This is a genomic window from Corynebacterium sp. 32222D000AT (assembly GCF_053546955.1).
In genome coordinates, this window is record NZ_JBPPVW010000001.1 from 151955 (window position 1) to 164603 (window position 12649).

General features: G+C 67.0%; 11 protein-coding genes. All 11 read right to left on the bottom strand.

Annotated features, from left to right (window positions below):
- Positions 1–11: 11 nt before the first annotated feature.
- The gene (gene metK / locus ACEE23_RS00740; protein ID WP_368521183.1) at positions 12–1241 is read right to left on the bottom strand and encodes a methionine adenosyltransferase; all 1230 of its coding nucleotides are present in this window, start codon (positions 1239–1241) and stop codon (positions 12–14) included.
- A gap of 122 nt (positions 1242–1363) precedes the next feature.
- Entirely contained in the window at positions 1364–2593 is a 1230-nt protein-coding gene (gene coaBC / locus ACEE23_RS00745; protein ID WP_448871246.1) for a bifunctional phosphopantothenoylcysteine decarboxylase/phosphopantothenate--cysteine ligase CoaBC, read from the bottom strand.
- A 189-nt stretch (positions 2594–2782) separates the two neighbouring features.
- Positions 2783–3085 (bottom strand): DNA-directed RNA polymerase subunit omega, encoded by a 303-nt coding sequence (rpoZ, locus tag ACEE23_RS00750; RefSeq protein WP_070768356.1) that lies wholly within the window; start codon positions 3083–3085, stop codon positions 2783–2785.
- Positions 3086–3126: 41 nt separating this feature from the next.
- The gene (gene gmk, locus ACEE23_RS00755) at positions 3127–3696 is read right to left on the bottom strand and encodes a guanylate kinase (RefSeq protein WP_368519273.1); all 570 of its coding nucleotides are present in this window, start codon (positions 3694–3696) and stop codon (positions 3127–3129) included.
- A 7-nt stretch (positions 3697–3703) separates the two neighbouring features.
- Positions 3704–4024 (bottom strand): integration host factor, actinobacterial type, encoded by a 321-nt coding sequence (gene mihF / locus ACEE23_RS00760; protein WP_070768354.1) that lies wholly within the window; start codon positions 4022–4024, stop codon positions 3704–3706.
- Between the two features lie 239 nt (positions 4025–4263).
- On the bottom strand, positions 4264–5133 hold the full coding sequence (gene pyrF / locus ACEE23_RS00765; RefSeq protein WP_368521185.1) for an orotidine-5'-phosphate decarboxylase: 870 nt from the start codon (positions 5131–5133) through the stop codon (positions 4264–4266).
- A complete protein-coding gene (gene carB, locus ACEE23_RS00770; RefSeq protein WP_368521186.1) occupies positions 5114–8458 on the bottom strand; it encodes a carbamoyl-phosphate synthase large subunit in 3345 nt (1114 codons plus the stop codon). The genes pyrF and carB overlap by 20 nt, the downstream gene beginning before the upstream one ends.
- A gap of 26 nt (positions 8459–8484) precedes the next feature.
- The gene (gene carA, locus ACEE23_RS00775) at positions 8485–9645 is read right to left on the bottom strand and encodes a glutamine-hydrolyzing carbamoyl-phosphate synthase small subunit (RefSeq protein WP_368519270.1); all 1161 of its coding nucleotides are present in this window, start codon (positions 9643–9645) and stop codon (positions 8485–8487) included.
- Between the two features lie 75 nt (positions 9646–9720).
- On the bottom strand, positions 9721–11082 hold the full coding sequence (locus ACEE23_RS00780) for a dihydroorotase (RefSeq protein ID WP_448871170.1): 1362 nt from the start codon (positions 11080–11082) through the stop codon (positions 9721–9723).
- Between the two features lie 12 nt (positions 11083–11094).
- Positions 11095–12048: an aspartate carbamoyltransferase catalytic subunit gene (locus tag ACEE23_RS00785; RefSeq protein ID WP_368519268.1), complete on the bottom strand. Its 954-nt coding sequence runs from the start codon at positions 12046–12048 to the stop codon at positions 11095–11097.
- Between the two features lie 2 nt (positions 12049–12050).
- A complete protein-coding gene (pyrR, locus tag ACEE23_RS00790) occupies positions 12051–12629 on the bottom strand; it encodes a bifunctional pyr operon transcriptional regulator/uracil phosphoribosyltransferase PyrR (RefSeq protein ID WP_368519267.1) in 579 nt (192 codons plus the stop codon).
- Positions 12630–12649: the final 20 nt, after the last annotated feature.

Consider the following 12649-nt stretch of genomic DNA (forward strand, 5'->3'; position numbering starts at 1 on the left):
AGGCCCCGATTCTACAGCCCGGCGACAGCGCGCAGGGCGGCGGCCCGCTCGGTCGACTCCCAAGGCAGGTCAACATCCGTGCGCCCGAAGTGACCATAGGCGGCCGTCTGGCGGTAGATGGGACGCAGCAGGTCCAGGTCGCGGATGATGGCGGCCGGACGCAGGTCGAAGACCTCGTTGACGGCGGCCTGGATGGCGGCGTCAGTCAGCTCGCCGTGGGCGGTGCCGAAGGTCTCCACGTACAGGCCCACGGGCTTGGCGCGGCCGATGGCGTAGGCCACCTGCACCTCGGCCTTGTCGGCCAGACCGGCGGCCACGATGTTCTTGGCCACCCAGCGCATGGCGTAGGCCGCCGAGCGGTCGACCTTCGACGGGTCCTTGCCAGAGAAGGCGCCGCCGCCGTGGCGGGCCATACCACCGTAGGTGTCGACGATAATCTTGCGGCCGGTCAGGCCGGCATCCCCCATCGGTCCGCCCAGGATGAACGAGCCAGACGGGTTGACCAGCAGCGTGGTGCGCTCCGAGTCGTAGAAATGGGCCAGGCCGGCGTCCTTGATGACCCACTCGACCACGTGGGTGCGCAGCTGCTCGGCCAGCTGCTCCTGGGTGATTTCCTCATCGTGCTGGGTGGAAATGACGATGGTGTCCAGGTGCTTCGGGTTGCCGGCGTCGTCGTAAGCGAAGGTGACCTGAGTCTTGCCGTCCGGGCGCAGGTGGTCGACGATGCCCTCCTTGCGGACCTGAGTCAGGCGGCGGGCCAGGCGGTGGGCCAGGGCGATGGGCAGCGGCATGTACTCGTCGGTCTCGTTGGTGGCGTAACCGAACATCAGGCCTTGGTCGCCGGCGCCGGCCTGGTCGTCGGCCTCGAATTCGTCGCCGGAGCGGACCTCGGTGGACGAGTCAACGCCGGCGCCGATTTCGGCGGACTGCTCGCCGATGGCGACGTTGACGCCGCAGGTATTCCCGTCGAAGCCAACGTCGGAGGAGGTAAAGCCGATTTCGGTGAGGGTGGAGCGCACCAGCTGCGGGATTTCGACGTAAGTGGAGGTGCGCACCTCCCCGACCACGTGGACCTGGCCCGTGGTGACCAGGGTTTCCACGGCTACGCGCGCATGCGGATCCCCGTCCAGCATGGCGTCCAAGATGGCGTCGGAAATGGCATCGCAGATCTTGTCTGGGTGACCTTCGGTTACAGACTCGCTGGTAAATAGGCGGGTCGCCGGGGTGGCGTTTTCTGACACGTATTTATCCTTTTCTACGAACTACATTCTCCAGCTCGACTGACGCATCAAGCTTTAACAATCCCCCACCATAGACCAAGCAGTCTATAAGGGCAACCTAGTCTGTCTACGGGTAACTAAGCTCACGCCTCATTCGCGGCGGTCCTAACCCGGTCGACCGCGGCCAGGATCTGCGCCGCGACGACCTGTTTTGTCCCGCGCTCGACCACCTCGGGCGCAGCGCCGGGGGTCAGCAGCCAGCCCTGGTTGTCTAGCTGACCAAAAACCTTGCCGCGCCCGACTTCGTTGGCCATGAGGACGTCGCAGCCCTTGCGCTCCAACTTGGCCTGCGCCAGCTCCACGGCGGTGTGGTTTTCGTCGCCGGTCTCCGCCGCGAAGCCGACCAGCACCTGGTGGGCCGGCAGCTTTCCGGCGGCGCGCTTTTCCACCAGTGTCTTTAGGATATCCGGGTTTTCTACCAGTTCGAGGCGGGACAGGTTAGCGTCATCCGCGCCCTTTTTCATCTTGGAGCCGGCGACGGTGGCCGGGCGGTAATCGGCCACGGCGGCGGACATGATGACCACGTCGGCGTCTGCGGATTCGGTCTCCATGACCTCCAGCATGTCCCGCGTCGAGGTCACCCGCACCACGCGGGCGCCGGCCGGGACCGGCAGGTCCTCCACGTTGCCGGCCACGAGGATGACCTCGGCGCCGCGCTGGCTAGCCAGCTCGGCCAGGGCGAAGCCTTGGCGGCCGGAGGAACGGTTGCCCAGGTAGCGCACCGGGTCGAGGTCTTCCTGGGTGCCGCCAGCAGAGATAACCACCTTCATCCCCTGCCAGTCGGCCTGCGGCGGCCAGCCGGCGAGGCTCGTGCGGGTCAGCTCAGCGATTTGCGCGGGCTCCAGCAGGCGGCCGGCACCCGAGTCGGCGCCCGTCAGCCGGCCGTGCGCCGGGTAGAGCACGGTCATGCCGCGGCGGCGCAGGGTGGCCACGTTGTCCTGGGTAGCCGGGTTGTTCCACATCTCCGTGTGCATGGCGGGGGCCACGATCACCGGGCAGGTCGCTACCAAAACGGACGCGGTGAGCAGATCATCGGCGCGCCCCGCGGCCAGCCGCGCGATCAGATCCGCGGTGGCCGGAGCGATAACGATGGCGCCGGCCTGCCGCCCGAGTGCGACGTGCTGCACCTCGTCGACGGCCGTAAAGACCGAAGTGTCCACCGGGTGGCCAGACAGGGCCTCGAAAGTCGCGGCGCCCACGAATTTCAGCGCGTTCGGGGTCGGGATGACCCGCACGTCCGCGCCGTTTTCCTTCAGGTCGCGCACGAGGTGGCAGGCCTTGTAGGCGGCGATGCCCCCGGCCACGCCCACCAGGATGCGGGGAGTTTCTTCCGCCGGCTGGCGCGCTGCTTGCTGCTCTTGTCGGTTCTGCTCAGTCACAGCACCTCATTGTACGCACCCGGCCCGCTCCCCCGGCGTTGTCTCATGCACTGGGCACACAAAAACCTCCCGGCGGGGCGGGATGCCCAGTCCGGGAGGTGTGCTGCGCGGAACGCGAGTGGCTTAGTTGCCTTCCTCGTGGTCCAGCAGGCCCGCGTCGATCTCACGCAGGGCGATGGACAGCGGCTTTTCGCCGGCTTCCGGGGTGACCAGCGGGCCGACGAACTCGAACACGCTATCACCGTGGTTCTGGTAGTAGCTGTTGATCTGGCGAGCACGCTTGGCGGCGAAAATCACCAGGGCGTACTTGGAAGATACCTTGTCCAGCAGCTCATCGATCGGCGGAGCGGTGATGCCCTCGGGGGCGTCGAAGACCGGCTCGGCCTTTACTGCCTCAGCGGTGTCATTGGTGGTCACGTTAGTCACATGCACCTTTTCGTTGAATTGCGGATACTTGAATACTGACTCTAACCTTGCAGGATAGCACTGATGGCGGCGACCGCCTCTTCCAAGTCCTCGTTGACCACCACGTGGTCGAACTCGTCTTGGGCTGCTAGCTCCTGCCGCGCGGTTTCCAGCCTACGCTCGATAACGTCCTGCGGTTCCGTACCCCGGCCGGTCAGGCGGTCTACCAGGGTATCCCACGACGGGGGCGCCAGGAAGACCAGCTGTGCCTCGGGCAACGCCTGTTTGACGGCGCGGGCACCGGCCAGATCAACTTCGACCAAGACCGGCCGGCCTTCGGCCATCGCGTCCTTGACGGGCTGCGCTGGCGTACCCGACCGCTGGAGCCCGCCGTGGATCTCTGCCCACTCGAGCATCTCGCCGGAGTCGATACGTTCTTGGAACTGCTCCGGGGTGACGAAGAAATAGTCAACCCCGTCTTGCTCACCAGGACGGGGTTGGCGCGTCGTCATGGACACGCTGAAGTACAGCCCGTCCACTCCGGTGCGTAGGCGCGAAACCACCGTGGATTTACCCACTGCGGACGGCCCAGCCAGTACCACTAGCCGCCCGCGTTTGGTTGCACCAGACATGACGGACTTAGGAGGAGTAGCCGAAGCGCTCCAGCAGGGCGCGACGCTGGCGCTCACCCAGGCCGCGCAGGCGGCGGGTCTGAGCAATCTCCAGGTCTTCCATGATTTCCTTAGCCTTGACCTTGCCCACCTTCGGCAGTGCTTCCAGGAGAGCGGAGACCTTGGTCTTGCCAATGATCTCGTCGCTTTCTGCCTTGTCCAGAACTTCCTTCAGGTTGGTAGCGCCGCGCTTCAGATCAGCCTTCAGCTCAGCGCGAGCCTTGCGGGCCTCAGCAGCCTTAGCGAGGGCTTCCTTACGCTGCTCATCGGTCAACTTTGGAAGGGCCACAGGGTTTCCTCCGATTCGTTAGATTGATTTTGACGTCCAGTACATGAATACCAGATTCCGAAGCTAGTACCAGCGCATTACACGCAGGCACCCGCTCCGACTTCTGGCAATCCTAGCACTGCTAGTAAAACGATGACGTTACCGGGCTTGGTGTCGCGCACCGTTTCAGCACGTCATCGAGGTGCGGTTACTAAAATACCAGGTTAGGCCCGGGGCCGATAATCGGCCCGAGGCGCGTGCTAATCCCGGAAGTCCGCGGCTGCCGTTTGCACGGCTTTGCGCAGGTCATCCACCTTCGGGCCGCGCTCCAGGATGGCGCGCGAGACGTTGGCGAAGCCCAGTTCGCTGCGCCCGGCCACGATCGCGTGGACCTCATCGGGGCCGGCGCCCTGGGCGCCCACGCCCGGCAGCAAGACCGGCCCATTGAGCTGGTCCAACTCCGGCGGGCTGTCCAGGGTCGCCCCGACCACCACGCCGATATCCCCGACCTGGCCGGGGCGGGTGGCCGCGTTGCGCTCGGCGCAGAGATCCACCACCGACTGGGCTACGGTGCGGCCGCTTTCCGGCTCCCTGAACCCCTGCAGGCGGCGGGCCTCCGGGTTGGAGGTAGCCGCCAGCACGAAGATGCCGCGGCCGGTGGCCTGGGCCGCCGCAAAAGCCGGCTCCAGGGCGCCCACGCCCAGGTAGGGGCTCAGCGTGACCGCGTCGGCCCGCAGGGGCGCCTCCTCGCCCATCCAGGCCTCGGCGTAGCCGGCCATGGTGGAGCCGATGTCGCCGCGCTTGGCGTCCGCCACGCTCAGGCAGCCGGCCTCCCGCAGGTTGGCCAGGCTCTCTTCCAGGGCCGCCAGGCCCGCGGAGCCGAAGCGCTCGTAGAAAGCCACCTGGGGCTTGACCAGTGCGGCCACCGGCGCGAAGGCCTCCACGCAGCGGCGGCTGAACTCCCGCACGCCCGCGGCGTTTACGCCCAGCCCCCACTGCTCGAGCAGGTACGGGTGCGGGTCGATGCCGACGCACAGCCGGCCGCGCTCCTGGCCGGCGGCGACCAGCCGCTCGCCGAAGCCCGGCGTGGTGCTCCCGGGCTGCTGCTGGCTAGTTGTTGACTGGGGCATGCTTGAGCTCCTGCAGGGCGCGTACCTCGAAGTTGCCCTGTCGCTGCGCCTCGAGCGCCTGGACGCCGGCGGTCACGCCCTGGACGGTGTTAATCAGCGGCACGTCCACCTCGACGGCGGCGGCGCGGATCTCGTAGCCGTCGTGGCGGGAGCCGGAGGAACCGGCCGGGGTGTTGATGATGAGGTCGACCTCGCCGTCCAGGATACGGTCGACGATGGACTTGCCCTCTGCCCCGCCGCGGATGTCCGAGGACTTGAGCACGGACTCGCACTCGATGCCGTTGCGGCGCAGGATGGAGGCGGTCCCGGCGGTGGCCAGGATCTTGTACCCCATCGTCGACAGGCGGTGGATCGGGAAGATGAGCGTGCGCTTGTCGCGGTTGGCCACGGAGACGAAGACCGAGCCTTCCTTCGGCAGCTTGGCGAAGCCGGCGGTCTCCGCCTTGAAGTAGGCGGCGCCGAAGTTGTCGGCCAGGCCCATGACCTCGCCGGTGGACTTCATCTCCGGAGAGAGCAGGGTGTCCAGCATGGAACCGTCCGGGCGGCGGAAACGGTTGAAAGGCAAGACTGCTTCCTTGACCGCGAGCGGGTGCTCCATCGGCAGCGCGCCGCCGTCGTAGCTTTCCGGCAGCATGCCCTCGGCGCGCAGTTCGGCGATGGTCGCGCCCATCATGATGCGGGCGGCAGCCTTCGCCAGCTGCACGCCGGTCGCCTTGGAGACAAACGGGACCGTGCGGGAGGCGCGCGGGTTGGCCTCGATGATGTAGAGCACGTTGTCCTTGAGCGCGTACTGGACGTTCATCAGGCCCTTGACCCCGATGCCCTCGGCGAGCTTGCGGGTCGATTCGCGGACCTTCTCGATGTCCTGCGGCCCCAGGGTCATCGGCGGCAGCGAGCAGGAGGAGTCGCCGGAGTGGATGCCGGCTTCCTCGATGTGCTCCATGACGCCGCCCAGGTAGACCTCCTCGCCGTCGCACAGGGCGTCGACGTCAATCTCGATGGCCGAGTCCAGGAAGCGGTCCACCAGCACCGGGTGGTCCTCGCTGAGCTCGGTGGCGCGCTCGATGTAGGACTCCAGGGAGGGCTCGTCGTAGACGATCTCCATGCCGCGCCCACCCAGCACGTAGGACGGGCGCACCAGTACCGGGTAGCCGATGTTGGCGGCGACCTCGCGGGCCTCCGCAAAGCTGGTGGCGGTGCCGAACTCCGGGGCCGGCAGCTCGGCGGCGGCCAGCACCTTGCCGAATTCGCCGCGGTCCTCGGCCAGGTTGATGGCCTCCGGGGTAGTACCCACGACCGGCACCCCGGCCTCGGCCAGACGCTCGGCCAGGCCCAGCGGGGTCTGGCCGCCGAGCTGGACGATGACGCCGGCGACGGTGCCGGAGACGGACTCGGCGTGGTAGATCTCCATGACGTCCTCGAACGTCAGCGGCTCGAAGTAGAGGCGGTCGGCGGTGTCGTAGTCCGTGGAGACGGTTTCCGGGTTGCAGTTGACCATGACGGTCTCGTAGCCCTGGCGCGACAGCTCCAGCGCGGCGTGCACGCAGGAGTAGTCGAACTCGATGCCCTGGCCAATGCGGTTCGGGCCGGAGCCCAGGATGATGACCTTCTCGCGCTCGCGCTGCTCGGCGACCTCGGACTCGGCGTCCGGGTCCAGCTCGTAGGCCGAGTAGTGGTACGGGGTCTGGGCCTCGAACTCGCCGGCGCAGGTATCCACGGTCTTGTAGACCGGGCGAATGCCCAGCGACCAGCGCAGGGAGCGCACGCCGTCCTCGCCGGCGAACTCGGTGCGCAGCGCGGCGATCTGGGCATCGGACAGGCCCAGGTACTTGGCCTCGCGCAGCAGGTCGGCGTCCAGGACCGGGGCCTCCAGCAGCTTGGTGCGGAAGCTGACCAGGGCTTGCAGCTCGGCCAGGAACCACGGGTCGATGCCGGAGGCCTCGTGGACCTCGTCGACGGTAGCGCCCAGGCGCAGGGCCAGCTCGGCGTCGTACATGCGGCCCTCGGTCGGGGTGCGCAGGTCCTCCAGGACGGCGTCCTTGTCCGTGGCGCGCTCGCCGGCGAAGAACTCGTCGTCGGTGGTCCAGAAGCCCGCGGGCTTGTTCTCCAGCGAGCGCATGACCTTGTTCAGGCCGGCGATGTAGTTGCGGCCGATACCCATGGCCTCGCCCACCGACTTCATGGTGGTGGTCAGGGTGTCGTCGGCGCCCGGGAACTTCTCGAAGGCAAAGCGCGGGGCCTTGACGATGACGTAGTCCAGGGTTGGCTCGAAGGCCGCCGGGGTCACGCCGGTGATGTCGTTGGTGACCTCGTCCAGGGAGTAGCCGATGGCCAGCTTCGCGGCCAGCTTCGCGATCGGGAAACCGGTGGCCTTCGACGCCAGCGCGGAGGAACGGGACACGCGCGGGTTCATCTCGATGACGATGATGCGGCCGTCTTCCGGGTTCACGGCGAACTGGATGTTGCAGCCGCCGGTGTCCACGCCCACGGCGCGGATGATGGAGATACCCAGGTCGCGCATCTTCTGGTACTCGCGGTCGGTCAGGGTCAGCGCCGGGGCCACGGTGACCGAATCGCCGGTGTGCACGCCCAGGGCGTCGACGTTTTCAATGGAGGCGATGACCACGACGTTGTCGTCGCCGTCGCGCATGAGCTCGAGCTCGAATTCCTTCCAGCCGAGGATGGACTCCTCGATGAGCACGTTGGCCTCCGGGGAGGCGGCCAGGCCGCCGCCGGCGATGCGATCCAGGTCATCGTAGCTAAAGGCCAGGCCGGAGCCGAGGCCGCCCATGGTAAACGAGGGGCGGACGACGACCGGCAGGCCCAGCTTCTCGACGGTGGCGTGGACCTCGTCCATGTTGTAGCAGACCGCCGAGCGGGCGGACTCGCCGCCGACGGAGGCCACGATGTCCTTGAACTTCTGGCGGTCCTCGCCGCGCTCGATGGCGTCGATGTCGGCGCCGATGAGCTCGATGTCGTATTTGTCCAGGATGCCCAGGCGATCCAGCTGGATGGCGGCGTTCAGGGCGGTCTGGCCGCCCAGGGTGGCCAGCACGGCGTCGATGCGGTGGCCCTCCTCGATCTCCTTGACGAAGATCTTCTCGATGAACTCCGGCTCGATGGGATCGACGTAGGTGTGGTCGGCGAATTCCGGGTCCGTCATGATGGTGGCCGGGTTGGAGTTGACCAGGGTTACCCGCAGGCCTTCCTCCTTGAGCACGCGGCAGGCCTGGGTGCCGGAGTAGTCGAACTCGCAGGCTTGGCCGATGACGATGGGTCCGGAGCCAATGACCAGGACGTGGTTAATATCGTTGCGCTTTGGCATGGTCTCTTTGCTATCCTTCCTGGTCTTTACTTGTTTTCTGCACGCTGGCTGAGCAGCTCGATGAACTGGTCAAACAGCGGGTTGGCGTCGTGGGGGCCGGCGGCGGATTCCGGGTGGTACTGCACGGAATAAGCCTTGCCGCTCTTGAGCGCCACGCCCTCGACGGTGCCGTCGTTGAGGCAGGTGTGGGTGATGATGGCCGGCCCGAAGTCCGACTCGAACTCCCCGCCCGGCTTTCCGGTCGGGTTTTCCAGCGCGAAGCCGTGGTTCTGGGAGGTGATGTCGATCTTGCCCGTCAGGTGGTTTTGCACCGGGACGTTGATGCCACGGTGGCCGAACTTCATCTTGTAGGTGCCCAGGCCCAGCGCGCGGCCGAGCAGCTGATTGCCGAAGCAGATGCCGAAGAACGGGTAACCGGCGGACAGGATGTCGCGGACGATGCCGACCATCTCGTCGGCCGTGGCCGGGTCGCCCGGCCCGTTGGAGATGAATACCCCGTCCGGGTGGTACTGCTCAATCTCCTTGAGCGGGGTGCCCGAGGGCACGACGACGGTCTCGATGCCGCGGCGGGCGAAGTGGCGCGGGGTGGCGGACTTAATACCCATGTCGTAGGCGACGACGGTGTAACGCTTCTGACCTTCCGCTTCGACGGTGTACGGCGCTTCGGTGGTCACCTCGCCGGACAGGTCGGCGCCTTCCATGGCGTCTTGGCCCTTGACCTCGGCGAGCAGCTCCTCGACGTCGCGCTCGGCGGCCTCGCCGCTGAAGATGCCGGCGGCGATGGAGCCGTAGTTGCGCAGGTGGCGGACCAGGGAGCGGGTGTCCACGCCGCGGATGCCGATGATGTTCTGGGCTTCCATCTCCTCGGGCAGGCTGCGCTCGGCGCGCCAGTTGGACACGCGGTGGGCCAGGTCGCGGATGACCAGGCCGGCCACCCAGATGCGGTTGCCGCGGGACTCGTTGTCCTCGTCGTTCCAGCCGGTGTTGCCGATCTGCGGGGCGGTCGTCACCACGATCTGGCGGTGGTAGGACGGGTCCGTCATGGTCTCCTGGTAGCCGGTCATGCCGGTGGTAAACACGGCCTCGCCGAGGGTGGTTCCGGTGGCGCCGAAGCCGAAGCCGCGGAACGTACGGCCGTCGGCCAAGACCAGGATGGCCGGCGTAGAGGTGTGGGCGGAGTCAGTCATGAATGTGCCTTTCGCTGACTAGGAAATCTTGAAAAGTATTATATGCGGTCTGATGTATTTCTTCCACGACTGACTTTAGTCGTCAGCCCCGCGGGAGTACGTCACCGCGCCACGCAGGATGGTGTGGGTAACCTGCGCGTTGAATTCCTCCCCCTCATAGGGGTTATTCCGCGCCTTGGAGGCCAGCCGCGTCGAGTCCGAGGTCCACGGGCTGTTCGGGTCCACGAGCGCCAGGTTGGCGGGCTCGCCCACCGCGATCGGGCGCCCCTGGCCCGGCAGGCGGGTGATCTCCGCCGGGCGCTCGGACATCACGCGGGCGACGAAACGCCAGTCGGCCAGGCCGGAAGCGACGAAGATCTTGGCGATGATCGCCAGCGAGGACTCCAGGCCGAGCATGCCCGGCTTGGCGTTTTCGAACTCCACGCACTTGTCCTCGGCGCCGTGCGGCGCGTGGTCGGTGGCCACGCAGTCGATGACCCCGTCCAGCAGCGCCTGCCGCAGCGCCTGCGTGTCGTGCTCCTCGCGCAGCGGCGGGTTGACGCGGAAGACGCCGTCGTAGGTGTGCAGCTTGTCGTCGGTCAGCAGCAGGTGGTGCGGGGTCACCTCGGCGGTCAGGGGGATGTCCTGGGACTTCGCCCACTTGAGCAGCTCCACCGTGCCGGTGGTCGAGGCGTGGCAGATGTGCACGCGGTTGCCGTAGTCGCGGGCCAGCAGGGCGTCGCGGGCCACGATGGATTCCTCGGCGACCCGCGGCCAGCCGGTCAGCCCCAGCTTCGCGGCGGTCTCGCCTTCGTGCGCCACTGCCCCGTCGGTCAGCCGCGGCTCCTCAGCGTGCTGGGCCAGCAGGACGTCCAAGCCCTTGGCGTATTCCAGGGCGCGGTGCATCAGCTGCGGGTCGGCCACGCACTTGCCGTCGTCGGAGAACATCCGCACCTTGGCGTCGCTGCGGGCCATCATGCCGAACTCGGTCAGCGTCTTACCCTCGAGCCCCTTGGTGATAGAGCCCACCGGGTGCACGTCGCAGGTGCCGATGCGCTGGGCCTTGGCCCAGATGGACTCGGCGATGACCGGCTGGTCCGTGACCGGGTTGGTATTGGCCATGGTGAACACGGCGGTGAACCCGCCCTTGGCCGCAGCCTGGGAACCGGTCTCGATGGTCTCGGTGTCCTCGCGGCCCGGCTCGCGCAGGTGGACGTGCATGTCCACCAGGCCCGGCAGCAGGACGTTGCCCGCGCCGTCGATGACCTCGGCCTGCTGGGTTTCGTCGCCGGCCAGCTTCTCGGTCAGGCCCGCGCCGATCTCGGCGATGACGCCGTCGCGGACCAGGACGTCGACCGGGTCGCCCTCGCCGTAGGGGCGGACGTTGGTGATAAGCAACGGGCGCTGCGGCGCCGGGTGGGTGGCGCCGGTAGCCGGGAATTGAGAAGTGTTGGTCATGAGTATTTTCTCCTATTCCGCCGAGCTTTCGCCGCCGGCGAGCAAAGTGAACAAGACTGCCATGCGCAGGTGCACGCCGTTGTTGACCTGCTGCAGGACGGCGGTGTTGTCGTAGTCAGCCACCTGGTAGTTGATTTCCATGCCGCGGAGCATCGGGCCCGGGTGCATGATGATGGCGTCCTTTTTCATCTGGGCCGCGCGCTGCGGCGACAGGCCGTAGAGGTTGGCGTATTCGCGGTGCGACGGGAAGAAACCGCCGTGCATGCGCTCGGCCTGCACGCGCAGCATCATGACCACGTCGGCATCGGCCAGCTCCGCGTCGAAGTCGTAGGCCACGCGCACCGGCCAGTTCTCCACGCCGTTCGGCAGCAGGGTGGCCGGGGCGACCAGGGTGACCTCCGCGCCGAGCTTGGTGAGCAGGTCCACGTTGGAGCGCACCACGCGCGAGTGCAGGCAGTCGCCCACAATCTTCACGCGCAGGCCGGAGAAGTTCCCGCCGGTAATGCCCAGGCGCTGGCGCATGGTCACCGCATCCAGCAAGGCCTGGGTCGGGTGCTGGTGCGCGCCGTCGCCGGCGTTGATGACCGACGGGCCGTTACCGTCCGGGGCCACCCACTGGGCCAGCTGCTGCGGCGCGCCCGAGGACGGGTGGCGGATGATGATGGCGTCCGCGCCGATGGCGGCCAGGGTCAGGCCGGTATCGCGCAGGGACTCGCCCTTTTTCACCGAGGACGTCGAGGCCGACAGGTTAATGACGTCGGCCGACATCCACTTGCCGGCGGTCTCGAACGACGAGCGGGTACGCGTGGAGTTCTCGTAGAACAGGGTGTAGATGGTCCGTCCGCGCAAGGTCGGCAGCTTCTTGACCTCGCGGCCGTCGAGGACCTCTTTGAAACGGTCTGCCTCGTCCAGAAGCGCCACCAGGTCGGTCGCACTGACGTCAGCAATATCGAGTAGGTGCTTCATGACTAATCCTCCCGGTTAACGCGGGTCAGCACGACCGCGTCGCGGTCATCAAGGTCGCGGCTGTAGACGGCAATGTCCTCGTCGCGCGAAGTGGGGATGTTCTTGCCCACGTAGTCGGCGCGGATCGGGACCTCACGGTGCCCGCGATCGACCAGGCACGCCAGCTGGATAATGCGGGGGCGCCCCACATCGGACAGGGCGTCCAGGGCGGCGCGGATGGTGCGGCCGGAAAACAGGACGTCGTCGACCAGGATGACAGTCGTGCCGTCGATGCCGCCGCCGGGGATCCGGGTCGGCTGCAGGGCGCGGTGCGGTTTGGAACGCAGGTCGTCGCGGTAGAGGGTGATATCCAGGGAGCCGCACGGCACGGTCACCCCGGCGAATTCTTCGATCTTTTCTGCCAGCCGGTGGGCCAAAGGAACACCACCGGAAGGGATGCCTAGCAAAACGACTGGGTTCGCGTCGGCCTCATCAAGGGCCGTCTTTTCAATGATTTGGTGCGCGATGCGTGCGACAGTGCGCGCGACGTCGTCTGAGCTCAGCAGCTCAGTGGACTCCGCGGAGGTGTCGGAACCACTCATCGTGACCTCCTTCCCCGCCT

Bases quoted from the DNA above. Each gene is read 5' to 3' on its own strand.
- gmk (WP_368519273.1), bottom strand. From the start codon at position 3,696: ATGTCTGGTGCAACCAAACGCGGGCGGCTAGTGGTACTGGCTGGGCCG.
- pyrF (WP_368521185.1), bottom strand. From the start codon at position 5,133: ATGCCCCAGTCAACAACTAGCCAGCAGCAGCCCGGGAGCACCACGCCG.
- carB (WP_368521186.1), bottom strand. From the start codon at position 8,458: ATGCCAAAGCGCAACGATATTAACCACGTCCTGGTCATTGGCTCCGGA.
- carA (WP_368519270.1), bottom strand. From the start codon at position 9,645: ATGACTGACTCCGCCCACACCTCTACGCCGGCCATCCTGGTCTTGGCC.
- ACEE23_RS00780 (WP_448871170.1), bottom strand. From the start codon at position 11,082: ATGACCAACACTTCTCAATTCCCGGCTACCGGCGCCACCCACCCGGCG.
- ACEE23_RS00785 (WP_368519268.1), bottom strand. From the start codon at position 12,048: ATGAAGCACCTACTCGATATTGCTGACGTCAGTGCGACCGACCTGGTG.
- pyrR (WP_368519267.1), bottom strand. From the start codon at position 12,629: ATGAGTGGTTCCGACACCTCCGCGGAGTCCACTGAGCTGCTGAGCTCA.